23 protein-coding genes, 1 pseudogene and 1 riboswitch are annotated in these 22646 nt (G+C 72.1%); of the genes and pseudogenes, 13 read left to right on the top strand and 11 right to left on the bottom strand.

Going from position 1 to position 22646, the window contains the following annotated elements:
* Nucleotides 1–149: 149 nt before the first annotated feature.
* The 6 genes from ACFZAM_RS12000 (at nt 150) to ACFZAM_RS11975 (ending at nt 5618) form a co-directional block, all read left to right on the top strand.
* Nucleotides 150–815 carry a hypothetical protein gene (locus ACFZAM_RS12000; protein WP_391045067.1) on the top strand — a complete coding sequence of 222 codons (666 nt, stop codon included), beginning with the start codon at nt 150–152 and terminating at the stop codon, nt 813–815.
* A 113-nt stretch (nt 816–928) separates the two neighbouring features.
* Nucleotides 929–1936: a DUF4129 domain-containing protein gene (locus ACFZAM_RS11995; RefSeq protein ID WP_391045065.1), complete on the top strand. Its 1008-nt coding sequence runs from the start codon at nt 929–931 to the stop codon at nt 1934–1936.
* A complete protein-coding gene (locus ACFZAM_RS11990; protein WP_355341048.1) occupies nt 1933–2451 on the top strand; it encodes a hypothetical protein in 519 nt (172 codons plus the stop codon). Before ACFZAM_RS11995 ends, ACFZAM_RS11990 begins: the two co-directional genes overlap by 4 nt.
* A gap of 88 nt (nt 2452–2539) precedes the next feature.
* The gene (locus ACFZAM_RS11985) at nt 2540–3562 is read left to right on the top strand and encodes an AAA family ATPase (RefSeq protein WP_391045062.1); all 1023 of its coding nucleotides are present in this window, start codon (nt 2540–2542) and stop codon (nt 3560–3562) included.
* The gene (locus ACFZAM_RS11980) at nt 3559–4908 is read left to right on the top strand and encodes a DUF58 domain-containing protein (protein ID WP_391045059.1); all 1350 of its coding nucleotides are present in this window, start codon (nt 3559–3561) and stop codon (nt 4906–4908) included. The genes ACFZAM_RS11985 and ACFZAM_RS11980 overlap by 4 nt, the downstream gene beginning before the upstream one ends.
* Complete coding sequence (locus ACFZAM_RS11975; RefSeq protein ID WP_391045056.1) at nt 4905–5618, top strand: hypothetical protein; 714 nt, start codon at nt 4905–4907, stop codon at nt 5616–5618. Before ACFZAM_RS11980 ends, ACFZAM_RS11975 begins: the two co-directional genes overlap by 4 nt.
* 52 nt (nt 5619–5670) lie before the next feature.
* Here the strand turns inward: ACFZAM_RS11975 and ACFZAM_RS11970 are convergent, their stop codons facing one another.
* A complete protein-coding gene (locus ACFZAM_RS11970; protein ID WP_355341037.1) occupies nt 5671–6048 on the bottom strand; it encodes a DUF1801 domain-containing protein in 378 nt (125 codons plus the stop codon).
* 338 nt (nt 6049–6386) lie between these two features.
* Here ACFZAM_RS11970 and ACFZAM_RS11965 point away from each other — a divergent pair, with 338 nt between their 5' ends.
* Nucleotides 6387–8921, top strand: a complete 2535-nt coding sequence (locus ACFZAM_RS11965) for a glycoside hydrolase family 2 protein (protein WP_391045053.1) — start codon at nt 6387–6389, stop codon at nt 8919–8921.
* Between the two features lie 17 nt (nt 8922–8938).
* A pseudogene (locus ACFZAM_RS11960) lies at nt 8939–9248 on the top strand (substrate-binding domain-containing protein); the annotation flags it as partial.
* A 37-nt stretch (nt 9249–9285) separates the two neighbouring features.
* On the opposite strand, the gene ACFZAM_RS11955 reads toward ACFZAM_RS11960, so the two are convergent.
* From ACFZAM_RS11955 to ACFZAM_RS11945, 3 genes are read right to left on the bottom strand one after another with little or no spacing between them, the layout of a single operon-like run.
* A complete protein-coding gene (locus ACFZAM_RS11955) occupies nt 9286–10182 on the bottom strand; it encodes an ABC transporter permease subunit (protein ID WP_391045051.1) in 897 nt (298 codons plus the stop codon).
* Nucleotides 10179–11084 (bottom strand): ABC transporter permease subunit, encoded by a 906-nt coding sequence (locus ACFZAM_RS11950; RefSeq protein WP_391045049.1) that lies wholly within the window; start codon nt 11082–11084, stop codon nt 10179–10181. Before ACFZAM_RS11950 ends, ACFZAM_RS11955 begins: the two co-directional genes overlap by 4 nt.
* Nucleotides 11051–12382 carry an extracellular solute-binding protein gene (locus ACFZAM_RS11945; protein WP_391045045.1) on the bottom strand — a complete coding sequence of 444 codons (1332 nt, stop codon included), beginning with the start codon at nt 12380–12382 and terminating at the stop codon, nt 11051–11053. The genes ACFZAM_RS11950 and ACFZAM_RS11945 overlap by 34 nt, the downstream gene beginning before the upstream one ends.
* A 363-nt stretch (nt 12383–12745) precedes the next feature.
* On the opposite strand from ACFZAM_RS11945, the gene ACFZAM_RS11940 reads away from it, so the two are divergent.
* Nucleotides 12746–13555, top strand: a complete 810-nt coding sequence (locus ACFZAM_RS11940; protein WP_391045042.1) for a putative protein N(5)-glutamine methyltransferase — start codon at nt 12746–12748, stop codon at nt 13553–13555.
* Between the two features lie 42 nt (nt 13556–13597).
* Here ACFZAM_RS11940 and ACFZAM_RS11935 read toward each other — a convergent pair whose 3' ends face one another.
* The 4 genes from ACFZAM_RS11935 to ACFZAM_RS11920 all read right to left on the bottom strand — a co-directional run bounded on the left by ACFZAM_RS11935 (nt 13598) and on the right by ACFZAM_RS11920 (nt 16788).
* Nucleotides 13598–14740 carry a HoxN/HupN/NixA family nickel/cobalt transporter gene (locus ACFZAM_RS11935; RefSeq protein WP_355341022.1) on the bottom strand — a complete coding sequence of 381 codons (1143 nt, stop codon included), beginning with the start codon at nt 14738–14740 and terminating at the stop codon, nt 13598–13600.
* 103 nt (nt 14741–14843) lie between these two features.
* The gene (locus ACFZAM_RS11930; protein ID WP_391045038.1) at nt 14844–15662 is read right to left on the bottom strand and encodes a (2Fe-2S)-binding protein; all 819 of its coding nucleotides are present in this window, start codon (nt 15660–15662) and stop codon (nt 14844–14846) included.
* A 4-nt stretch (nt 15663–15666) separates the two neighbouring features.
* On the bottom strand, nt 15667–16530 hold the full coding sequence (locus ACFZAM_RS11925; RefSeq protein WP_391045035.1) for a CbtA family protein: 864 nt from the start codon (nt 16528–16530) through the stop codon (nt 15667–15669).
* A gap of 42 nt (nt 16531–16572) precedes the next feature.
* Entirely contained in the window at nt 16573–16788 is a 216-nt protein-coding gene (locus ACFZAM_RS11920; protein WP_391045033.1) for a CbtB-domain containing protein, read from the bottom strand.
* 36 nt (nt 16789–16824) lie between these two features.
* Nucleotides 16825–16973, bottom strand: a riboswitch (cobalamin riboswitch).
* Nucleotides 16974–17028: 55 nt separating this feature from the next.
* Here ACFZAM_RS11920 and cobF point away from each other — a divergent pair.
* Nucleotides 17029–17802: a precorrin-6A synthase (deacetylating) gene (gene cobF, locus ACFZAM_RS11915; RefSeq protein WP_391045030.1), complete on the top strand. Its 774-nt coding sequence runs from the start codon at nt 17029–17031 to the stop codon at nt 17800–17802.
* Nucleotides 17799–18626 carry a cobalt-precorrin-6A reductase gene (locus ACFZAM_RS11910; RefSeq protein WP_391045027.1) on the top strand — a complete coding sequence of 276 codons (828 nt, stop codon included), beginning with the start codon at nt 17799–17801 and terminating at the stop codon, nt 18624–18626. Before cobF ends, ACFZAM_RS11910 begins: the two co-directional genes overlap by 4 nt.
* Here the strand turns inward: ACFZAM_RS11910 and ACFZAM_RS11905 are convergent.
* Nucleotides 18535–18954 (bottom strand): MerR family transcriptional regulator, encoded by a 420-nt coding sequence (locus ACFZAM_RS11905; protein WP_391045024.1) that lies wholly within the window; start codon nt 18952–18954, stop codon nt 18535–18537. The two genes, ACFZAM_RS11910 and ACFZAM_RS11905, sit on opposite strands and share 92 nt — an antisense overlap.
* A 165-nt stretch (nt 18955–19119) precedes the next feature.
* Here ACFZAM_RS11905 and ACFZAM_RS11900 point away from each other — a divergent pair, with 165 nt between their 5' ends.
* The gene (locus tag ACFZAM_RS11900) at nt 19120–20193 is read left to right on the top strand and encodes an alkene reductase (protein WP_391045022.1); all 1074 of its coding nucleotides are present in this window, start codon (nt 19120–19122) and stop codon (nt 20191–20193) included.
* 12 nt (nt 20194–20205) lie between these two features.
* Here the strand turns inward: ACFZAM_RS11900 and ACFZAM_RS11895 are convergent, their stop codons facing one another.
* Nucleotides 20206–21099: an NAD(P)H-binding protein gene (locus ACFZAM_RS11895; RefSeq protein ID WP_391045019.1), complete on the bottom strand. Its 894-nt coding sequence runs from the start codon at nt 21097–21099 to the stop codon at nt 20206–20208.
* Nucleotides 21100–21180: 81 nt separating this feature from the next.
* Here ACFZAM_RS11895 and ACFZAM_RS11890 point away from each other — a divergent pair, with 81 nt between their 5' ends.
* Complete coding sequence (locus ACFZAM_RS11890) at nt 21181–21834, top strand: TetR family transcriptional regulator (RefSeq protein WP_391045016.1); 654 nt, start codon at nt 21181–21183, stop codon at nt 21832–21834.
* A gap of 32 nt (nt 21835–21866) precedes the next feature.
* Here the strand turns inward: ACFZAM_RS11890 and ACFZAM_RS11885 are convergent, their stop codons facing one another.
* Nucleotides 21867–22277: a transcriptional repressor gene (locus tag ACFZAM_RS11885; protein WP_391045013.1), complete on the bottom strand. Its 411-nt coding sequence runs from the start codon at nt 22275–22277 to the stop codon at nt 21867–21869.
* Nucleotides 22278–22646: the final 369 nt, after the last annotated feature.

The following is a 22646-nucleotide window of genomic DNA, read 5'->3' as shown; positions in this document are numbered from 1 at the left end:
GGCCGGTGCGGACACCCGACCGCCGGGCCCGGCGCGTCACCCGTACGGCACCGCGCACGCTGCGCGCCGCCGGGGCACCCCGCACGGTGGAGGGGCGGCCGGAGCGTGTGCCCGACCGGTGACCAGCGCAGAAACCGGAGGGGAAGCCCGTGAGCCGACGTCGTACCGAGGGGACCCGCGCAGGAGAAACCGGTGACGGACGGGCCCGTACGGCCCGCTCGCGCCGCCTGCGCTCACTGACCGCGGCGGCGCTGGTGGCCATGGCGGCCGGCGGCCTCGCGCTGGTGTCGGCCTGCGACAACTCCTCCGGCAACAGCTCGACCGGAGCGACGACGCCCGGCGGCCCGCCCAGCACCGGGAACTTCTCCGGCACCCTGCCCTCCCCGCTGGACTCCCTCGCCTCCGCCGCCCAGCAGACCGCCTCCGCCGCGCAGTCCTCCGCGAAGGCCGCCGCCTCCAGCTTCGAGGCGTCGGTGGAAGCGGGAGCGGGCAGCGCCGCGGCCGAGGCGAAGTCGGAGCTGGCCAAGGTCGACGGGCAGGGCAACGCCGTCAAGGACGTCCAGCTCACCGGCTTCCCCAAGGCCAGGACCGGCGGCCTCAACGCCGTCCTGGTCAGCATCACCAACACCACCGACACGAAGGCGTCCTTCGCCGTCAAGGTCGAATTCGCCGACTCCGACGGCGCCGTCGTGGACTCCACGGTCGTCGGCGCCCGCGACGTCGAGCCCGGCAAACACGCCCAGCCGGTCGCCTTCAGCACGAAGGACGCCGACAAGACGCTCTTCCCGCGCGTGGCCCAGGCCCAGCGCTACTGAAGGACGCCCCGGCCCGCTCCCGCCCTCCGTCAGCGCGTCCGCCCCGGCGGGGGGCCTGCTGACAGCCCTGGACTCGTGTGCGAAGCTGCCTTCCGCGACAAGGGGAGGTGGCGGTGGGACGGGCGGGGAACGGGGGAGGGCCGCGGACGAGCGCCGGGGCACGGGCGGCGCTCGGCGTCCTGGTGATCGCGGGTCTGGCACTCAGCGCCCTGGTGCTGCGGCCCGAGGGCAAGGCGTTCGGCAAGGGCGGCGGACCGCTCGGCGGCAATGTGTTCGTGGTGGCGCTCGGCCTCGCGTGGTTCATCGGCGCGCTGATGCTCCACAACCGCTATGTGCTCCAGGCCGGTGACGACGCCGAGTCCGACCCGCTGCGGCAGCGGCTCGCGGACGTGGTCCGCGCCGCACTGCTGGGCGCCGCCTTCGTCGTCCCGCTGCTGATCTTCGTCATGCACCGGTTCCACGCGTCCGGCCGTAACTCGGGCGGCGGCAAGGACCGCAAATGGCGAGACGCCACCGCGCCGACCCCCAGCGCCCCCACACCGCCGCGTCCGCTCAAGAGGCACCAGGACAACCACGGCTTCCCCTCCTGGCTGACGCACGTCCTGATCGGCATCGGCATCGGACTGCTGGTGCTGGCCGTCGTCCTCGCCGCCGTGCTGCTCTGGCGCTATCTGCGGTCGGGCGAGGCGGAGCGGCAGGACGGCCCCGGGTACGACCAGGCCGACGACGAGGACGAACTGCTCGCCGAGGCCGTGGAGTCCGGGCGCCGGGCGCTGCGGGACGACGCCGACGCGCGCGCCGCCGTCATCGCCTGCTACGCCGCCATGGAACGGTCCCTCGCCGCCTCCGGCATCGCCCGCCGCGCCTCCGACAGCCCGCAGGACCTGCTCGAACGGGCCGTCACGGCAGGCCGGTTGGCGGGCCCGAGCGCGGCGGCGCTCACCGCGCTCTTCCGTGAGGCGCGCTACTCCACCCACCCCATGGACGACGGCCACCGGGACCGCGCCGCGCGGGCACTCACCGAGATCGCCGCCCAACTCGCCCCGGACGAGGCCGCGTCGGGCGACGGCGGCGGTCCCGGGAAGCGGACCACCGAAACAGCCGCGGAGGCCGCACAGTGAAAGAACGCCTCCGGCGGGCGGCGGGCCCGCCCGGCTCCGTACGCCACTCGCTGACCCTGCTCGGCTGCCTCGTCGTCGCCGCCGAAGTGCTGCTCGCGCTCACCGACGGCCTCGTCGCCGCGGCCACCGGCCTCGCCCTGATCACCGTCGTCGCGCTGGGCGTCGCCCGGTACGTCGGCGGCGCGGGCGCGCAGGACAGCGGATACCGCAAGTCCGTGCGGCTGCTCGGCGGTCGCGCCCCGGCGCTCGGCGAATGGCCGCGGGTCGTCCGCAAGGCGCTCGGCCCCGAAGGCGCCCTGCACTTCCACTCCACGCTCCGCCCGCAGTTGCAGCGGCTCTTCGCGGCCCGGCTCGCCGAGCGGCACGGGGTGCTGCTGCGCAAGAGCCCCGACCGGGCCCGCGCGATCGTCGGTCCCGACCTGTGGCCGTGGATCGACCCGACGACCGGCCCGCCGCAGCCGGCGATTCCCGAAGCCGTACTGCGGGCGCTGCTCGACCGGCTGGAGACGCTGTGACCGCGCCCGCATTCCGCGCGTGCACCATGCGGCGCGCCCCCGTACCCCGTTTCACGACGCTCCACGACCAGGCAAGGTGAGGACCGCAGTGACCAGCTCCGAGCGCATATCCGACCACGACGCCGACGCCCTGAGCCCGCGGCGGGCGGGTGAGAGGGCCGCCGAGGTGCTCGCCGAGATCCGCACCGCCGTGGTCGGCAAGCCGGAACCGCTGGAGCTGGTCATGCTCGGCGTGCTCGCGGGCGGCCACGTCCTCATCGAGGACCTGCCGGGACTCGGCAAGACGCTGCTGGCCAGATCCTTCGCCACCACCCTCGGACTGGAGTTCCGCCGCATCCAGTTCACCCCCGACCTGCTGCCCTCCGACGTCACCGGCGCGCCCTTCTACGACCAGCACAGCGGCGAGATGGTCTTCAGGCCCGGCCCCGTCTTCACGCACCTGCTGCTCGCCGACGAGATCAACCGCACCCCGCCCAAGACCCAGGCCGCCCTGCTGGAGGCGATGGCCGAGTCGCAGGTGTCGATCGACGGCAGCACCCGCCAACTGCCCGACCCGTTCGTGGTGATCGCGACCGCCAACCCCATCGAGTACGAGGGCACGTACACGCTCCCCGAGGCGCAGCTCGACCGGTTCCTGCTGCGGGTGCGGATGGGCTATCTGTCGGCGCCGCAGGAGACCGACATGCTGCGGTCCAGGATCGACAGGGCCGCGCCCGAGGCGAAGCTGCGCACCCTCAGCGGGCCGTCGGAAGTGCTCGCGATGCGCGCGGCGGTGGAGCGGGTCGAGGTCGAGGACGACCTGCTGGAGTACATCGTGGCGCTGGTCGGCGCGACCCGCGACCACGCGCACATCCAGGTCGGCGCGTCACCGCGCGGCGGCCTCGCGCTGGTCCAACTCGCCCGCGCCCGCGCCGTGCTCGACGGCCGGGACTACGTCACCCCCGAGGACGTGAAGTGGGTGGCGGTCCCGGCGCTCGCCCACCGCGTCACGCTCCGCCCCGAGCTGTGGGTCCGGCAGATCAACGCCGACGACGTGATCCGGGAGATCGTGCAGTCCGTACCCGCCCCGCAGACCCTGCCGCTGGCGGCCCGTGACGCCGTCGCGTCATGACCGACCCCCACGCGGCCGTCGCCCGCGCGCTCGGCGGCGCCCAGCCTCCGCCCGGCGAGCGGCGGGCCGTGCCCGCGGAGCCACCGCCACCGCCGCCGACCGGCTGGCGCGCGGGCGAGCGCGCCCTGCGGTACGGCACGGTGACCGCGGTCGCCGTCGCCGCCGCCCTGCTCACCGGACGGCCGTGGCTGATCGCGCTGGCCGCCGGCCCGCTGGTGCTGCTCGCGCTCTCACTCCCGTACGGCACGCGCACGGCGCGGATGGACGTCACGGTCGACGTCGAACCGCGGCGGCTGTTCGAGGACGAGACCGTCACCGCCAGGATCACCGTCGCGTACGACGGCGACCGCGGGCGGCTCGACCCCGGCGTCACGCTGGGGCCCGGTGTACGGCTCGACCACCTCACCGTGGGCAGCTCGCGCGTGGAACTGCGGCTGACCGCCGAGCGCTGGGGCCGCTGGACGCTCGGTACCGTCGATCTCGACCTCTACGACGCGGGCGGCACCGCCCGCCGCACGGTCCGCGCGGACCTCGGCGAGGTGCGGGTGTTCCCCGTGCCGTCCCGCGCCGGGATGACGCCCATCCCGGTCCGCCTCCCGCAGCGGCTCGGCGAGCACACCGCGGCGCAGCGCGGTGAGGGCGTCGAGGTCACCGGTGTGCACCCGTACATCCGCGGCGAGCGGCAGCGGCGGATCAACTGGCCCGCCACGACCCGCCGCGGCTCCCTGCAACTCCAGCAGTTCGCCGCGGAGCGCGCCGCCGACACCGTCGTCATGCTCGACGGACTCGGCGACGTCCTCGACCCGGTCATCGGCACGTCCTCGCTGGACGAGACCTTCCGCGCGGCGGCCGGACTGGTCCGCGCCTATCTGCGCACCCACGACCGGGTCGGCGTCGTCTCGGTGGGCGGCACGACCCGCTGGCTCCAGCCGGGCAGCGGGGACGGCTACTTCTACCGGATCGTCGAGAGCGTCCTCGAAGTCCGCAAGGACATCTCCTACCGCACCGAGGGCGTGAGCAACCTCCCGCCGCCCGCGCTGCCCGAAGGCGCGATCGTGTACGTCTTCACGCCGCTCGCCGACCAGCGGATCCTCGACGTGCTGCATCGCGTGGCCGCGCGGGCCCTCGCCCTGGTGGTGATCGAGATCGCCACCGCGGACCCGTACATCGAACCCGGCGACGTCAACGCGGAGCTGGGCCTGCGGCTGTGGCGGTCCGAGCGGGACGCGACGCGCTTCGCGCTGAAGGAGCGCGGCATCGCGGTGGTCACCCACGAGCGCGGCGAGACCCTCGATCTGGCCCTGGCGCCGCTGGTGCGCACACGTATCCACGGAGGCAGGCGATGAGCGGTACGGCGGAGCGGCCGGGCGCGGCCCCGGCACCCTCGCCCCTGACGCCCGCGGCACCTTCGGCCGACGCGCCCGCGGCGCCTTCGGCTCCCGCCCTGACGCCCGCGGCCCCGGCCCCCTCGGCCGACGCGCCTTCGGCACCTTCTGTACCTTCGGCCCCCGCCCGGGCGGCCCGCCGCATCCGGCTTCCCGCCCAACTGCCCGCCCGCTGCCTGGCCGTGGCGCTCGCGCTCGCGGCGTGCGACGCGCCGGAGGCCGTACGCCACTCGCTCGGCGCACAGGTGGCGCTGCTCGTGGTGGCCGGGGTCGCCTGGTGGGCGGCGCCGATGGTGGACGAGCGGCCGGTGCGCAATTCGATGCGCTGGGCAAAGGTTGCCGCCCGCCGCCGTTCCACCGTCCTCGCCGTGGGGTCGGTGGTGGCCGCGGCGGTCACCGAACCGCCGACCTGGCTGGCCGCCTGCGTCGCGGGCCTCTTCCTGGCGTATCTGCTGATCACCGACGACTGGACGCGGGGCGCGACCGCGCCGCGCGCCGCCCGCGGCCCGGCCCCCGCCCGGACCGCGGCGGCGGCCGTCGCCCTGACCTTCGTCTGCGCGACGGTGCCGGTGGCCGGTACCGACTGGGCACGGCTGCCCGCCGCGCTGGCCCTGGCGGCGACGGTCGGCTGCGTCGCCCTGGCCGTGCGCGGCCGGCGCGGCCCGCGCTGACCGCCGCCTCCTCGCGCGGTGCGGCCTCGCCGCGTGCCGCGGCCTCCCGCGCTCAGGCCGACTCCGCCGCGGCCAGCGCGCGGGCCTGGGCGAGCCACCGCGTGAACAGTTCGGCGTCCACGTCGTCCAGAGCGCGCAGCTTGACCGAGGCCATGGCCCGCGCGCCCGGCTCCAGCCGCCCGCTGGCGTCCTCGACCTGCTGGCCCTGCCAGAGCCCGAAGGTCACATAGGAGCCGTACGCCTTGAGCAGGCAGACCGGTGCGACGCCCGGCGCTCCGCCCAGGCTCCACACCGGGTGGCCGTGCCACATGGCGCCGGGCGCGTCCGGCAGCGCGGCCTCGATGATCTCCCGCGCCTTCGTGCCGACTTCGCGCAGCGGCTCCTCCAGGGCGGCGAGGTAGTCGGTGACGGTGGTGGTGGACGTGGCCATGCGGATCACTCCCGAGGATCGGATACGGCTTGTGCGGGGTTGACCGGCGCGGCGTCCGAAACTCATCGCCTCCGGCGGAGGTTTTTTCACCGCCACGGTCCGCCGGGTCCCGCACCGGCCCCGGACAGGCTCCGGGCCGGCCCCGGGACGGCCCTGTATCGGTTCAGCAAAGCCCCTGACATCGAGGGAACACCCCGCTTCCCATCAGCACTTGCGGTGCTTTACCGTTTAATGGACAGCCGGTCGGCGGGGTCGCGAAGTTGGGCGCCGCGGGCCACGGGGCCGACAACCGGCCGGAAACCGCCCGGCGGCAAGGCAACAGCAGGCAAGGAGCAGGAATGAAGGACGTCACGCCGATCGCCGACGGCTGGAGGCTGCGCCTTCCCGAGTCCGGGTCGGCAGCCGGAGCGGACGCCGCGCCCGCGCTCGGGTCCGGCACCGTACCCGCCCAGGTACCCGGCTGCGTGCACACCGACCTGATGGCCGCCGGGCTGCTGAAGGACCCGTTCCTGGACCGGAACGAGACCGCGGCGGCGTGGGTGGGACGCGCGGACTGGACGTACGAGACGGCGCTGCCGCCGCGTGCCACCGGGCACGAGCGCACCGACCTGGTCTTCGACGGCCTGGACACGGTGGCCGAGATCCGCCTCGGTGACACCGTCCTCGGCGCCACGCGCAACATGCACCGCGGTTACCGCTACGACGTCACCGAGCGGTACGGACCGGCGGCCGAGACCGCGCTGACCGTCGCCTTCACCTCCGCCTACACCGAGGCGGAACGGGTCCGCGCGCTGGTCGGCGACCGGCCCAACTCGTACCCCGAGCCCTTCCAGTACATCCGCAAGATGGCCTGCTCCTTCGGCTGGGACTGGGGTCCGACACTGGTCACCGCCGGGATCTGGAAGCCCGCGCGGCTCGAACACTGGTCGACCGCGCGGCTGTCGGGCGTCACCCCGCTGGTCACGGTGGCCGACGGCACCGGACGGGTCGAGGCCCGGCTGGAGATCGAGCGCACCGCGTCCGGCCTGAACCGCCCGCTGACCGTCCGCCTGCGGGTGGGGGAGACGCGGGTCGAGGCCGACGTGCCCGCGGGCGCCGACCGGTGCACCGTCACCGCCGAGGTGCCCGGCCCCGAGCTGTGGTGGCCGCACGGCTACGGCGCCCAGCCGCTGTACGACTGCGAGGTCACCCTCGTCGACGCCGGGACCGAGAGCCCCGACAGCGAAGACGGCGTCGCGCTCGACCACTGGCAGCGCCGCATCGGCTTCCGCACCGTCACCCTCGACACCGCCCCCGACGAGAAGGGCACCCCCTTCACCCTGCTGGTCAACGGCGAGCCGATATTCGCCCGCGGGGTCAACTGGATCCCGGACGACGTCTTCCCGACCCGGATCACCCCCGACCGCTACCGCCGCAGGCTCCAGCAGGCCAAGGACGCGGGCGTCGACCTGATCCGCGTCTGGGGCGGCGGGATCTACGAGAGCGACGACTTCTACGACGCCTGCGACGAGGCCGGGCTGCTGGTCTGGCAGGACTTCCTGTTCGCCTGCGCCGCCTACTCCGAGGAGCAGCCGCTGCGTTCGGAGGTGGAGGCCGAGGCGCGGGAGAACGTGGCCCGGCTCGCCCCGCACGCCAGCCTCGTGCTGTGGAACGGCAACAACGAGAATCTGTGGGGCTTCCGCGACTGGGACTGGGAGCAGGATCTGGCGGGCGCGTCCTGGGGCGAGGGCTACTACCTGGGCCTGCTGCCCCGCGTGGTCGCCGAGACCGACCCCACCCGGCCCTACTGGGCGGGCAGCCCCTGGTCCGGCTCCTGGAACCACCACCCCAACGACCCGGCGCACGGCACCGCCCACTCCTGGGAGGTGTGGAACCGCCGGGACTGGACCGGCTACCTGGAGGACGTGCCGCGCTTCGTCGCCGAATTCGGCTGGCAGGCGCCGCCCGCGTACGCCACACTGCGCCGGGCGCTGACCGACGACCCGCTCACCCCGGACTCGCCCGGCATGCTGCACCACCAGAAGGCCGCCGACGGCAACGGCAAGCTGGACCGCGGCCTGGCCCACCACTTCCCGGCCCCCGCCGACTTCGACACCTGGCACTACCTGACGCAGGTCAACCAGGTCCGCGCCATCGCGTGCGGCATCGAGCACTGGCGCTCGCACTGGCCTGCCTGCGCGGGCACCGTCGTCTGGCAGCTCAACGACTGCTGGCCGGTGACGTCGTGGGCCGCGATCGACGGCGACGAGCGCGAGAAGCCGCTTTACCACGAGCTGAAGCGGCTCTACGCGGACCGGCTGCTCACCGTCCAGGAGCGCGCCGACGGCCTGATCGCGGCCCTGGTCAACCAGAGCGCGCGGGACTGGTCGGGCACGGCGGTCCTGCGCAGGGTCGCGGTGGACGGCGCCGTACTCGCCGAAGCCCGGCTGCCGTTCACCGCGACGGCCCGCACGGTCGCCGAGATCGCCGTACCGCGCGACCTCGTACCGCCGGGCGACAGCACCAAGGAACTGCTGACCGTCGAGGCCGAAGGACCCGGCGGCGGCGAGGACGTCCGCGCCCTGTGGTTCCCGGCCAGGGACAAGGACTTCGCCTACCCCGCGCCCCGCTGGGACCTGGAGCTGGCCACCTCCGACGGCGGCGCCACCGAAGTGACCGTCACCGCCCGGACGCTCCTGCGCGACCTGCTGCTCCAGGCCGACCGGCTCGACCCCGCGGCCCACGCCGACCGGGGCCTGGTCACCCTGCTGCCCGGCGAGCGCGTCACGATCACCGTACGCGGCTGGGACCGGCCGGAGCCCGGAGCCGCCGCCGCGGCGCTGTACTGCGTCAACTCCGCGGTCCAGCGCACGGATCCGGGCGACGAGCGGTGAGCCCTCCGGCCGGGGAGCCGGGACGCCGCCCCACCGCGATCCTCTACGACAACGACCTGATGGCCGTCGCCGGTCTGGCGGTGGCCGCCGAGATGGGCCTCGCCGTCCCCCCGTGACGTCTCCCTGCTCGCCTGGGACGACTCGCAGCTGTGCCAGCTCACCCTGCCGAAGCTGTCGGCGATGAGCCATGACGTCTTCGGCATCGGCGCCGAGGTGGCCCGGCGGCTGCTGACCGTGCTGAAGGGCGGCACACCCGCGACGGGACCGGTGGCCACCCCGGTACTGACCCCGCGCGAGAGCACCGCCCCGCCCGCCCGTACGACCTGACCGGCGAGCGCCGGTCCGCTTCGCTCCCGCTGCGTCCCTACTTCGTCGCGCCTCTGGTGAATCCGTTGTAGATGAACCGCTGGAGGAACAGGAAGATCACCAGCGTCGGCACGATCACCAGGATCGCGCCCGCCGAGATGTCCTCCCAATGCGCGCCGTAGGGCCCCTTGAAGCGGAACAGCGACGTCGAGATGGTCCCCAGACTCTCCGACGGCATGTACAGGAAGGGGATGTAGAAGTCGTTGTAGACCGTGATCCCCTTGATGATCACCACCGTGGCGATGGCCGGTTTGAGCAGCGGCAGGATGATCCGCCAGTAGATCGTGAAGGTGTTCGCGCCGTCGATCCTGGCCGCCTCGTCCAGCGAGACCGGAATGCTCCGGATGAACTGGAGGAAGATGTAGATCGACACGATGTCCGTGCCCATGTACAGCACGATCGGTGCCCAACGGCTGTCGTACATGCCGAAGTTGTTCACGATCTTGAAGGTCGCCACCTGTGTCGTCACGCTCGGCACCAGCGAGCCGATCAGGAACAGCGCGATCACCAGCCGCCGCAGCCGGAAGTGGAACCGGTCGATCGCGTACGCCGCCATCGAGCCGATCAGCACCGTGCCCGCGATCGAGAAGACCAGGATGAAGGCGGTGTTCCCGAACGCGCGCAGCATCTTCCCGGCCCGGAAGGCCGTCACATAATTGTGGTAGTTCAGCCAGTTGTGCGGCAGCGACAGCGCCCCGCCGTCCGCCGTCATCTCCCGCGACGTCTTGAGCGAGGTCAGGAACACCGCGACCAGCGGCAGCAGCACCACCGCGGAGGCCAGCACGAGCGAGAGGTACACCAGCGCCCTGACCAGCACCCTGCGGGTGCGCGCGGGCCGGTCGACGGTCTCCGGCGGCGGAGCCTGCGCCGTGTCGCGGACGAGCAGCGAGGTCATACGAGATCGTTCCTCTCGTCGGGCACCACGACGCGCTGCAACCAGGTCACCAGCAAGATGATCACCAGCAGGGCGACGGCCGCCGCCGAGGCCAGCCCCATCTTGTTGAACTCGAATGCCAGCTTCACCGTCTGGATCACGAAGGTCTGAGTGCCCGCCGCGCCGCCGGTCATGATGTACGGGATCTCGAACGCCGACAGCGAGCCGGAGATCGCCAGGATCGCGCTCAGACTCAGCACCGGTTTGATGCCCGGCGCGATGATGTGCCGGAACTGCTGCCAGCGGTTGGCGCCGTCCAGTTCCGACGCCTCGTACAGCTCACCGGGGATCGACTGGATCGCGCCGAGGAACAGCACGAAGTTCAGGCCCATGAAGCGCCACACCGACACCGCGGACAGCGAGGTGTTCGCCGTCCGCCCGCTGCCCAGCCAGAAGTGGTGCCCGTGCACCCCGAAGGCGCTCAGCACGGTGTCGAGGGTGCCGTGCGGCTGGAAGAAGTACAGGAAGACGAAGCCGATCGCGACCCCGTTGAGCAGGTAGGGGAAGAACAGCAGGCCCTTGAAGAGATTCCGGAACCGCAGATCGAAGCTGAGCACGGTCGCGAAGTACAGCGCCAGCGCGATCTGCGCCACCGACGCAGCCAGGTAGTAGACGCTGACGAAGAAGACCTGGAACAGCTCGGGCCTGGTGAACAGCTCCACGTAGTTCTTGGCCCCGACGTAGTTCCGGTCGGGGCTGACCCCGTCCCAGTCGGTGAAGCTGTCCCTGATCATGGTGCCGACCGGCAGGTAGGTGAACGTGATCAGCAGAGCGAGCGGCACCGCCAGGTACAGCCACGGCGTCACGGTCCGCCAGACCCGGGCGCGCGTCACAGGGCGGCGGTCTTCTGCGCGTTCGCCCACTTCTTGGCGAGGCCGGCGAAGATTCCGGGGAGATCACCCCCCGCGGCGCCGCGCGCCACGTCGATCAGGTGCTGGCGGTACTCGGGCTTGTCGGTCATGCCGATCTCGGACTGGTTGTCGATCCTGGTGACCTTGGCGCTCTGCGCCTGCGACATCTCCACGAACCGCACACCGGCGTCCTGGAACGGCTTGAGGGCCGACGGCAGCGGTCCGCCCTTGAGCGTGGGGACGGCCTGATTGGTCTGCACGTAGCCGGACTTGTCGGTGAACCAGTCGATCCAGGCGCGGGCCGCCGCCTTGTTCTTGGAGTGGACGTTCACCGCCTCCTGGTAGTCGGGCGCCACCGGGGTGCAGAAGGTGCCGTTCTTCTGGGAGGGGAAGGGCATGTAGCCGATCTCGGACGGGTCGCGCCCGGCCTTCTTCGCCGCGTCCTGCATCTGCACGATGGACCACGAGCCCAGCCACATGGTGGCGATCTTGCCGGTGGCCAGCAGATTCTTGCTGTTCTCCCAGTTGGTGGTGGTCGGGTCCTGCTCGGAGAGCTTGTCGTGCACGATGGTGTAGAGCAGCGTGTCGCCGACGTTCAGGTCGGTGCCCGCGCGCCAGGGGTCCGGGTCGGTGGCGGGCTCGTCGGCCGCCTTGGCGTCGCAGGTGGCCGCGCCTTGCACCGAGGTCCAGGCGGTCAGCGGCCAGCCGTCCTTGTAGTTGGTGTAGTACGGCGTCGCGGAGGTCTTGGCCTTGACGGCCTTGAGGTCGGCGAGGAAGGCGTCGGGAGTGGTCGGCCAGTCGGTGACCCCGGCCTGCCGCCAGACGGCCTTGTTGTAGACGAAGCCCGCCGCGTTCGCGAAGTTCGCGATGCCGTAGACCTTGCCGCCGACCGTGGCCTTGCCGGTGAAGGTGTACTTCTTTCCCAACTCCTCGGCGCTGCCCAGCGAGGCGAAGAACTTCGGGTAGTCGTCGGTCTTGATGGCCGCCGGGATCATCAGCACATCGCCGTAGTTCGAGGTGTTCATCCGGATCTTCACCTCGCCCTCGTAGTCCGTGATCCCCTCGAAGGTCACCCGCACCTTCGGGTAGCGCTTGCTGAACTCGGCGGCGTACTTCTTCATCGTGCCGTCCTGCACGAGGTCGGTCCGCTGGGTGAGGACCTTGATGTCACCCGACACCGCCGACGGGTCGGCGGGCACGGTGGCGGTACCGCCCTTGGACGTCGAGCCCCCGCCACCGCAACCCGCGGCGAGCAGCGCCATGGTCGCCAGCAGCGACCCGGCGAGTGCCTTGCCCTTCATGTGCACCATCTCCGTCTCCACAGCGCGGTACTTAAGCGATTCAGTGGCGGAACGACCGCACTATTGCATTGGGTTGTGGGCCGGTAAAGGGACTGATTCAGCGCTGATGCTTAACCGTTACATTGCGGTTCAGCGCGCCGCCGTCCGAGGGCGCGGGTTCGGGGCGACGGGCGCGGCGCGCCGTGGGGTAGGGTCGATGCCGTCAGCGGCGGGCCAGGACCCGCCACAGCAGTGGAGATCAGCCGAGATCAGCCGAGGAGGTGGGACCGATTACCGGTATCGCAGGCCGGGTGCTCCCGCCGTACGGCCGAGCGGTCTCTCCGACGTAGGTGAGGCCGGGGGAGTGCCCGTGGGCTTCCCGAAAGGCTCTACATGTCGGACTTCACCGCACCGTCGCCCGAATCCACCGTCGTCGCCGCGCTCAGGGCGGCGGGCTGCGTCTTCGCCGAGGACGAGGCGCGGCTGCTCATCGCGGCGGCCGGGACCCCCGAAGAACTCACCGCGATGGTCGCACGCCGCGCGGACGGTCTGCCGCTCGAACACGTCCTCGGCTGGGCCGAGTTCGCCGGACAGCGGTTCGCCGTGGACCCCGGCGTCTTCGTACCGCGCCGCCGTACCGAATTCCTCGTCCGGGTCGCGGCCGGGCTCGCCGCGCCCGGCGCCGTCGTCGTGGACCTGTGCTGCGGCTCGGGGGCCGTCGGCGTCGCCCTGGCCACCGCGCTCGGCGGCGGCGTCGAACTGCACGCCGCCGACCTCGACCCGGCCGCGGTGCGCTGCGCCCGCCGCAATGTGGCCCGCGTCGGCGGGCGGGTGTACGAGGGTGACCTCTTCGCGCCGCTCCCGGCCGACCTGCGCGGACGGGTCGGGCTGCTGGCCGCCAACGTCCCCTACGTACCGAGCGAAGAGGTCGGCCTGCTGCCGCCCGAGGCCCGCGACCACGAGGCCCTGATGGCGCTCGACGGAGGCGCCGACGGCCTCGACGTCATGCGCCGTGTCGCCGCGCGGGCCACCGACTGGCTCGCCCCCGGCGGTTCCCTGCTGGTCGAGTCGAGCGAGCGGCAGGCCCGGCGGGCGGTCGGCCTCTTCACCGCCGCCGGGCTCCGCGCCCACGTCGCCGACTCGGACGAGCTGTACGCGACCGTCGTCGTCGGCACCCGGCCGCCGCTCGGGGCGGGCGGTTAGGGCCCGCCCCGGACGCGTCGTGGGCCGTGGGCTGGCCGCCGGTCAGTCGGCCTGCTGGTCGGCGGTGCGCAGGCCCGCCGACCACTTCTCCTCGATGTTGCCGAACCGCCAGACGGCGAAGGCGACGGCCCAGGTGGCGAAGAACAGGCCCACGATGACGTAGCCGACGATGTTGAGGTCGATCCCGCCGACCCAGTCCCAGAAGGCGCCGTGGAACCCCGCCTTGTCCGCGACCAGGCCGAGGAGTTCGACGGTGCCGATGATGAGGGCGACGGCGACGGACAGGCCGGTGATGGTCAGGTTGTAGTAGACCTTGCGGACCGGCTTGGAGAACGCCCACTCGTAGGCGAAGTTCATGAACGAGCCGTCGATGGTGTCCAGCAGCGACATGCCCGCGGCGAAGAGCACCGGCAGGCAGAGGATCGCGTACCAGGGCAGCCCGGACGCCGCGCCGGAGCCCGCGAGCACCAGCAGCGCGATCTCGGTGGCGGTGTCGAAGCCGAGGCCGAAGAGCAGGCCCAGCGGGTACATCTGCCACGGCTTGGTGATCGACTTCATGACCCGGCCCAGCAACCGGTTCATGAAACCGCGGTTGTTGAGCTGCTCCTCCAGCGCCGCCTCGTCGAAGTGGCCCTCGCGCATCTGCCGGAAGACCTTCCAGATCCCGGCCAGGATCACCAGGTTGATGAAGGCGATGACGTACAGGAAGGTGCCGGAGACGGTGGTGCCGATCCAGCCGGTGACGTTGTGGAGCTGGGAGTTGTCGTCCTCGACGGGATTGGCGAGCGCCTTGATGCCGAGCGAGAGCAGGAAGGCCAGGCCGAAGACGATGCTGGAGTGGCCCAGCGAGAACCAGAAGCCCACCGACAGGGGCCGCTTGCCCTCGCCCATCAGCTTGCGGGTGGTGTTGTCGATCGCCGCGATGTGGTCGGCGTCGAACGCGTGCCGCATGCCGAGGGTGTACGCGGTGACGCCGATGCCGATGCCGAAGGACTTGGTGCCGAGGCTGTAGTGCTCGGGGGCCACGATCGCCACCAGCGTGAACCAGCCGATGATGTGCAGGGCGAGAATGAAGGCGAACATGCCGCCGACCCTCGTCCACTCGGCGCGGGTCATCGAGCCGGCGATGCGGCGCCAGCGGGACCCTGGTGGTGCCGGTGCGTCCGGAGACGTGGCGGTGGTCATTTCATCAGTCCTTTGTCGAAGCGGGCGAAGCCAAGCTAGACGCACCTCTGTCCTTGTTGCAAGGTACTGGCAATAAGGATGCCCACCCTGGCCTGCCCCAAGCTCAGCGGGGTGCCGGTACCACCGGCGCGAGGACGCAGTCGCCGCAGAGCCCGCCCGCGCCCCCCGGCGCGGCCCGGTAGATCAGGCAGCAACTGCGCCGGCGGAAAGGCGCGCCCGGTGCGCCCGTACGCGCCCCCGTGCTCGTACCGCGCAGCGGCGGCCGGTCCAGCAGCAGGGCGGCCAGCGACCGTACGCGCCCGGCGTCGGCGGGGCGCGCCGCGGCGAGCATCCCGGCGGCGCCGTTCAGCGCGGAGGCGCTGTTGCCCCACAGGATGTGCGGGGACACCTTGAAGGGCGTGAAGGCGTCGGCCAGTTCGCGCACCGGCCCGTCGAGCAGATGGCGGGCGAGGGCGGCGGCCAGGGCCTCCCCTCCCGCGGGCGCGCCGGGAGCCGTGTCCTGGCCGGTGTCCTGAGGCGTGTGCGGCAGCGACAGCGGGAAGGGGCCGCCCAGGACCGGCTGCCAGCGCAGATCGGCGAGCCGCAGGCCCGGCGTGACCTCGCCGCGCAGGACCGCGAGGGCCAGCGTCGGCGACAGCACCCGGGCGACCAGGCCGAGGTGGGCCACGGACGCGGCGACCCGCGGTTCCACGGCCTCCGCCTCCCGGCCGCCCGCCGCCGCGAGATACCGCCTGACGCCCGCCACCCGGTCGCCGAGCGCGGGTCCGCCGTCGGCCAGCTCGGCCATCGACCGCCAGGGGACGCCGGTATCGGAACCGGCGCGGTGCCCCTCGGCGGCGAAGAACGGGCCGAGGGCCGCGAGATCCGCCGTCCGGGACGCCTCGGCGGGCGGCTCGGACGGCGGCGGCGCGTCGTCGTTCATCGGTTCACGCGCTGACCGGGTCCGTCCTGCCGGTCTGCGCGGCGGGGGCGGTGCGCGAGGCGAGCACCCGCTCGGCCAACGGGCCGAAGGCCAGCCCGATCACCGTCCACAGCAGGAGCTGCGCGGCCACCGAGTAGAAGCGGAAGGAGAACAGCACATCGGCGGGGAATCCCGGATAGACGATCCGGCCCTTGTCGTCGGTGAGCGGCAGCGGCGTCTCCGTCGCGTGGTTGCCGAAATTCTCCTTGTTGTACGCCAGGTGGCCCAGTTGCGGCAGCAGCGCCATCACCACGCCGATCGCGACGACGAAGGCGGCACCGGCGAGCAGGGTCGCGTTCCAGTTCCCGAACCGGGCCTGGAGCCTTCTGCCGAGCAGTGCCGCGCCGACCAGAAAGGCCAGCGAACACACGACCATCACCAGATAGAGCCCGGTGCGGTCCTTGATGGTGTCCTCGTGCCCGATGGCGGGCGGATTCGCCGGGTACTTGAGGAACGGCACCAGGTAGATGCCGAGGAATCCGCCGCCCGCGACCAGCAGCGCGAGATTGCGCGCCCGCAGATTGCCGACGCGTCCCAGGCAGACCGCGTAGGCGACCGCGAAGAGCGCGCCCATGGCCATGCCGAAGAAGATCATGCCGACGCCGATGCCCACGTCCGCCTGGACGGTGCGGCTGAACAGCTCGTGTCCCGCGTGCTCCATCGGCAGCCCGGCGGCTTTGTCGAGCGCGGCCTGCGCGTCGTCCCTGCCGTTCTCGTAGTCGATCGCTTTACTGATGTCCGGCTCCGCGAAGATCCGCGCGAAGAGGAATGCGAGCAGCCCTGCGACTGCGCCGACGACTATGCCGCGCAGGATGAGTTTCTTTTCCATGTCGAATTGTCCGTCTGTTCTGTCGGCTCCGTCGGCGCGAACTCAGTGGCAGGGGAAACCGAGGAAGTGCCGGGCGTCGTGGACGAACTCGTGGATGTGGGTGTCCTTGCCGAAGACGCTGACCGCGCCCTGGTCGACACCGATGAAGTAGTAGACGGCGAAAGCCAGGATCGCGGTGCCTACCAGCCACATCACGGCCTTCGAGACCGGCAGGACGACCGGTGTGGCGGTGGTGGTGGGAGCGGACACAGAGCTCACGGATGGGCCTCCTTCAGGGATTCGGCGTCCCTCGATCGAATGGGGCGTTGTGACGGCGGAGTATCTGACTCACCGGCCACCTCCTCGATGACCGGCTACACAGTGGCGCGACCGTGCTGGATTTTCACCAGCTTCCTCACGCCATCACGTAATTGAGCGTAGGGGCTGTCGAACAGGCACGTCAATCGGGCCTGCGACGTTGTGACATACGCCCCTGACCGCTGTGCGAGACTCCGGACCGTGAAACAGATCTTCGTCATCGGTATCGGGGCGGGCGACCCGGACCAGCTCACCCTCCAGGCCGTGCGGGCGATCGGCCGCACCGAGGTGTTCTTCCTGCTCGACAAGGGCGAGGAGAAGGCCGATCTGGTCGCGCTGCGCGAGGAGATCCTGCGGCGGCACGCCGTACGGCCGCACCGCGTGGTCGTCGCGCGCGACCCGGAGCGCGACCGGGAACGGACAACTCCCGGCTACGCGAAGGCGGTTGACGACTGGCGACGGCGCCGCGCCGACATCTACGAGCGGCTGATCGCCGGAGAACTGCCGGACGACGGCTGCGGGGCGTTCCTCGTCTGGGGCGATCCGGCCCTGTACGACAGCACGTTGGGCATCCTCGAAGAGGTGCACGGCCGGGGGAGCGCCGCGTTCGAGTGGACGGTCGTGCCCGGCGTCAGCAGCGTCTCGTCGCTGGCCGCCAAGCACCGCACGGGCCTCAACCAGGTCGGGCGGCCGGTGCAGATCACCACCGGGCGCAGGCTCGCCGACGGCGGGCTGCCGGACGGGGTGGACGACGTGGTGGTGATGCTGGACGCCCACCAGACCTTCGGGCGCTTCACCGGCCAGGGGCTGGAGATCTACTGGGGCGCGTATCTCGGCACGCCCGACGAGATCCTGCTGTCCGGACCGCTGGACGACGCCCTCGCGCAACGGATCAGCGACGTACGGGCGCGGGCCAGGGCGCGCAAGGGCTGGATCATGGACACCTATCTGCTGCGGCGCGGCGTCCCCAAGTGACCTCGCCCGGCGCGGAGTCGAGGCATGTGCTGATCCTCGGCGGTACGGGGGAGGCCCGGCGGCTCGCGGAGCTGCTCGCGGCCGTTCCGGGGTTGGTGACGACGAGTTCGCTGGCCGGGCGGGTCGCGGAGCCCCGGCTGCCGGACGGCCGGGTCAGGATCGGCGGCTTCGGGGGAGCGGACGGGCTGGCCCGCTGGCTGCGCGAGGAACGGGTGGACGCGGTGGTCGACGCCACGCATCCCTTCGCCGCCGTCATCAGCGCCCACGCTGCCGAGGCGGCCCGCGCCGTACGCCTGCCGCTGCTCGTGCTGCGCCGGCCGGGCTGGGCGGCCGGTCCCGGCGACCGCTGGCACTGGGCCGACTCCGTCGCGGACGCGGCGGCCCTGCTGCCGGGCCTCGGGAGCCGTCCCCTCCTGACCACGGGGCGCGGCGACCTCGCGGCCTTCGCCGCGGCGTCCGCCACATTCCTGCTGGCACGCTCGGTCGACCCACCGGACCCGCCGCTTCCCCCGCACGTCCATGTCCTGCTGGCCCGCGGCCCGTTCACAGTGGAGTCCGAACGGGCGCTGCTGCGCGAGCACCGGATCGACGTCCTGGTCACCAAGGACAGCGGCGGCGCCGCGACCGCCCCCAAACTCACGGCGGCCCGTGAGGCGGGCATCCCCGTCCTGATCGTCCGCCGCCCGCCCCCGCCGGAGTCCGTCCCCGTCGTCGCGACCCCCGCGGAGGCCGTCAGCCTGCTGCGTGCCCCACGCAGGACCTGGCCGCCTCCATGGGGGTGGCCATCCCCGCGAGGACCCGGTCACGGTGGGTCCGCGCCGTGACCATCAGGGCGTCGAGGGTGTCGCGGGTGCGGACGAGGTCGTCGATATGGGCCGAGAGGCGGTCGCGCTCCAGGGCCATCCGGTCGAGGGCGGCGTCGGAGTTCTCCTCGCTGGGGGAGTCGACGCAGGGGAGCAGTTCGGCGATGGTGCGGCTGGACAGGCCCGCCGCGTAGAGGCGCTGGATGAAGGCGACGCGCTCGACCTCCTCGTCCGTGTAGTGCCGCTGCCCGCTGCCGCTGCGCACGCTGGTGAGCAGCCCCTGCTCCTCGTAGTAGCGCACGGACCGCACGCTGACCCCGGCCCGCGCCGCGAGTTCCCCGATCCGCACGATGTCCTCCCGGCTGTTCCCACCGCCCGGGCGGTGGCTCCCGGGCGGGCTATGGTCTGCGTCACAGAGCTTGCCTCTGACGTCAATGTCAGGTTTTAGCGTAGCAGTCGCGTCCGGGAGACCGGGCGGTACGGAAGTGACGCGCTACGCATGAAGGAGCCCGACGTGACGAACCTCTTCACCAGCTACCGGCTCGGCGGTCTGACCCTGCCCAACCGGCTGGTCATGGCCCCGATGACCCGGGTCAGGGCCGCGGCGGGCGGGCTGGCGACACCGTCGATGGCGGCCTATTACGCCCAGCGGGCGACCGCCGGGCTGATCGTCAGCGAGGGCGTGCAGCCGAGCGCGATCGGGCAGTCCAACCCGGGCACGCCGGGACTGCACACCGACGAGCAGACCGCCGCGTGGCGCCCGGTGACCGACGCCGTGCACGCCAGCGGCGGTCGGATCTTCGCCCAGCTCATGCACGGCGGCCGGGTCTCGCACCCCGACACCATCGGGACGCTGCCGGTCGGGCCCTCGGCCGTCGCCGCCGTGGGAGAGGTGTTCACTCCGACCGGCCCGCAGCCCGCCCCGACGCCCCGCGCCCTGGAGACCGCCGAGATCCCCGAGCACGCGCGGTCGTACGGCGACGCCGCCCGCCGCGCGGTCGACGCCGGGTTCGACGGGGTGGAACTGCACGGCGCCAACGGCTATCTGATCTCGCAGTTCCTCTCGTCCAACGCCAACCTGCGCACCGACGGGTACGGCGGCTCGGTCGTGAACCGGATCCGCTTCGCCGTCGAGGCGGTCGCCGCCACCGTCGAGGCCGTCGGCGCGGACCGCACCGGCATCCGGCTCTCGCCGGGTGCCACCTTCTGGGGCGTCCGGGAGGACGACGTACCGGAGCTGTACGCGGCGCTGCTCACCGAACTGGCGGCGCTCTCACCGGCGTACGTCCACCTGGAGGCGACCGCCGACGAGGAGGTGCTGACCGCTCTGCGCCGGGCGTGGCCCGCCACCCTCATCATGAACCCCGTGCTGCCGATGGGCCCCAAGCAGACGGGCCGGGATGACGCCGACCACTGGCTCGCGCTGGGCGCCGACCTGATCAGCTTCGGCCGCGGCTTCATCGCCAACCCCGACCTGGTCGAGCGGCTGCGCGTCGGCCTGCCGCTGGCCCCCGTCGACGAGGCCACGTACTACCAGGGCGGCGACGCGGGCTATCTCACGTACTCCTCCCACCAGTACGCGGCCTGAGACCCTGGTCGGTCAGTCGGCCTCGACCGCGGGCCTGAGGACGTCCTCGCACCACCGCCGGAGCGTGGTGGGGGTGTCGACGGCGTGCTGCGGAGTGCGGGTGATCCCGTTGTCGAGGCCGCCGTCCTTGGCGATCGCCATGTCCAGCATGCCCTGGGCGATGGCCTCGGACATGCCCGCGCCGAGGAACCGCTCCTTGAACGGCCCCGCCGGGACCTGCTGGTAGCGGACCGGGAAGCCGAGGACGTCGGCCATCACGGCGGCCGTGTCATTCTGCGACAGGTCCTCGGGACCGAGCAGCGGTACGTCCTCCCGGCCGCTCCACGAGGGGTCGAGCAGCAGGCGGGCGACGACGGCGGCGATGTCGCGGGTGGCCACCGTGGGCATCGCGCGGTCGGGGGAGAGCGCGTTGAAGAACACGCCCTGCTCCTTGATCACTTGGGTCTGGCGGAGCAGATTGTCCATGAAGCTGGGCAGATTCAGGGACCGGAAGGCCGCGCCGGTCTCCGCGAGCCGGTCGTCCAGGGCCAGCGTGGCCGTCACATGCCCGGCCCGGTCCGCATAGGCGGTGCCGCGGCCCAGGGAACTGACGCTGACGATGTGCTTGACGCCGTAGGCGCGGATCGCCTCGACGGCGGGCCGGGCGAAGTCGGAGTACACCTCGTCTAGGGTGGCCGCGTGGGGGTTGGGCGGCGGCAGCCAGAACAGCGCGTCGGCGCCGTCGAGGGCGCGGGCCACGGCCTCGGGGTCGCCGTGCGAGCCCTGGACCACCTCCGCGCGCTCGCGGACGCCGGCGCTCAGCCGGGCGGGGTCGCGGACGACGACGCGGACCGGCTCGTCGGCGGCGAGAACGCGGTCGACCACCTGGTGTCCGATATTTCCGGTAGGTGCGGTGATGACGATCATGAGTTCACTCCAGCGGCATGGGAAAAGGTCGCTCGAACAAGTAAACTCTACCGTACCGTTTACTTTTGAGGATGCAAGCCGATGACCGAAGAAGGCGGGCCGCGACAGCGCGGGGAGCAGCGACGGGGCGAGGAGTTGCGGCGCCACATCCTGTTCATGGCCAAGGACGTGTTTCTCGAGGCCGGGTACGAGCGCGCCTCGATGGACGCCGTCGCCGCCCGCGCCGGGACGTCCAAGCGGTCGCTGTACGCACACTTCGAGAACAAGGAGAAGCTGTTCCTCGCCGTCCTCGGCCTCGTCCGCGAGCTCTACCTCGGCAGGCTGCGGACACCCGACGCGTACTCCGCGGACCCCGCGGAGGCCGTCACCCTGTTCTGCGGGCGGTTCCTCCAGCTCATGACGTGGGAGTCGCAGGTGCGCACCTGCCGGCTGAGCATCGCCGCCGCCGCGTGGCTGCCCGCCAGTTCGCGCGCGTACTTCGACGCCATGTTCGCCGCCACCCACGAACGGCTGGCCGCGTATCTCGTCGAGCGCTACGGCATGGGGCCCGAGGACGGCGCCGCCCTCGCCGAGGACCTGCTCGGCCGCACCGTGCTGCCGCGCGTCTTCCGCACCCTGCTCAACGTCGAGGACGCGACCACCGGCATGCCGGAGGACGACGCGCTCGCCGCGAGCGTCGACCTGCCCGCCATCCGCCGGGTGGTCGCGACGGCGCTGCCCGCCGCCGAGGACTGACGGCTACCGGCGTCCGCGCTGAGGGGCGGTTCTCACGCGCAGGACGGGCACACGCCCCGGTAGGTGACCTCGAACGCCGAGACGCTGAAACCGAAGCGCTCCTCGGGCGGCAGGTCGGCCAGCGGGTCGCCGGTCGGGTGGACGTCCCGGATCGTGCCGCAGCGCGAGCACACCAGGTGCTGGTGGGCGTGGTGCGCGTTCGGGTCGTACCGCTTGGCGCGGCCGTCGGTGGAGACCTCGATGACCTCGCCGAGCGCGACCATCTCGCCCAGGGTGTTGTAGACGGTGGCCCGCGAGATCTCCGGCAGCCGCCCGGCCGCGCGGGCGTGCACCTCGTCGGCCGTCAGGTGGACGTGGTCGCCGTCGAGAACCTCGGCGACGACGCGGCGCTGGGAGGTCATCCGCCAGCCGCGTCCGCGCAGCCGCTCCAGCAGGTCACTCATGTCGGTTCACCTATTCAGGTTCGGCGGGATGCCCGAAGTTTACTCATGGGCGTCCGGAGTCTGATGGGATATGAGCTTGGCCCGCTTCTTGACTTGGACACAGTCCATCGTAGGATCGGTTCCGGCGATAACCAAGGGACAGGAAGCCCCCAGTAGGGCAGGAGACGGAGACGTGACGGGACCACCGCCGTGAAGTCGCGCGGCGTCGGCCTGAGGGTGGGGACCGCCCGCGTCACGGCCACCGCCCGCCCGACCGTGTCCGATGACCCTGGCTCGTCGTTCGACTTGTCGCCCGACGAACCGCGGTCGTCTCCCGGGGCCGAGCGCCCCGACTGTTCCATTTCCCCGCAGTTCCTGAGCACCGTGATC

Source organism: Streptomyces sp. NPDC008079, assembly GCF_042957385.1.
Lineage (GTDB): Bacteria > Actinomycetota > Actinomycetes > Streptomycetales > Streptomycetaceae > Actinacidiphila.
Note: the sequence above shows the minus strand (reverse complement) of the source record. Positions and strands in the feature narration are given on the sequence as shown.

What these genes read in the sequence shown, in the direction of transcription:
- ACFZAM_RS11925 (WP_391045035.1), bottom strand. Translation starts at nt 16,530, where the DNA reads ATGGAAAAGAAACTCATCCTGCGCGGCATAGTCGTCGGCGCAGTCGCA.
- ACFZAM_RS11980 (WP_391045059.1), top strand. Translation starts at nt 3,559, where the DNA reads ATGACCGACCCCCACGCGGCCGTCGCCCGCGCGCTCGGCGGCGCCCAG.
- ACFZAM_RS11970 (WP_355341037.1), bottom strand. Translation starts at nt 6,048, where the DNA reads ATGGCCACGTCCACCACCACCGTCACCGACTACCTCGCCGCCCTGGAG.
- ACFZAM_RS11935 (WP_355341022.1), bottom strand. Translation starts at nt 14,740, where the DNA reads ATGACCACCGCCACGTCTCCGGACGCACCGGCACCACCAGGGTCCCGC.
- ACFZAM_RS11965 (WP_391045053.1), top strand. Translation starts at nt 6,387, where the DNA reads ATGAAGGACGTCACGCCGATCGCCGACGGCTGGAGGCTGCGCCTTCCC.
- ACFZAM_RS11930 (WP_391045038.1), bottom strand. Translation starts at nt 15,662, where the DNA reads ATGAACGACGACGCGCCGCCGCCGTCCGAGCCGCCCGCCGAGGCGTCC.
- ACFZAM_RS11975 (WP_391045056.1), top strand. Translation starts at nt 4,905, where the DNA reads ATGAGCGGTACGGCGGAGCGGCCGGGCGCGGCCCCGGCACCCTCGCCC.
- ACFZAM_RS11940 (WP_391045042.1), top strand. Translation starts at nt 12,746, where the DNA reads ATGTCGGACTTCACCGCACCGTCGCCCGAATCCACCGTCGTCGCCGCG.
- ACFZAM_RS11885 (WP_391045013.1), bottom strand. Translation starts at nt 22,277, where the DNA reads ATGAGTGACCTGCTGGAGCGGCTGCGCGGACGCGGCTGGCGGATGACC.
- ACFZAM_RS11890 (WP_391045016.1), top strand. Translation starts at nt 21,181, where the DNA reads ATGACCGAAGAAGGCGGGCCGCGACAGCGCGGGGAGCAGCGACGGGGC.
- ACFZAM_RS11955 (WP_391045051.1), bottom strand. Translation starts at nt 10,182, where the DNA reads ATGACCTCGCTGCTCGTCCGCGACACGGCGCAGGCTCCGCCGCCGGAG.
- ACFZAM_RS11895 (WP_391045019.1), bottom strand. Translation starts at nt 21,099, where the DNA reads ATGATCGTCATCACCGCACCTACCGGAAATATCGGACACCAGGTGGTC.
- ACFZAM_RS11945 (WP_391045045.1), bottom strand. Translation starts at nt 12,382, where the DNA reads ATGGTGCACATGAAGGGCAAGGCACTCGCCGGGTCGCTGCTGGCGACC.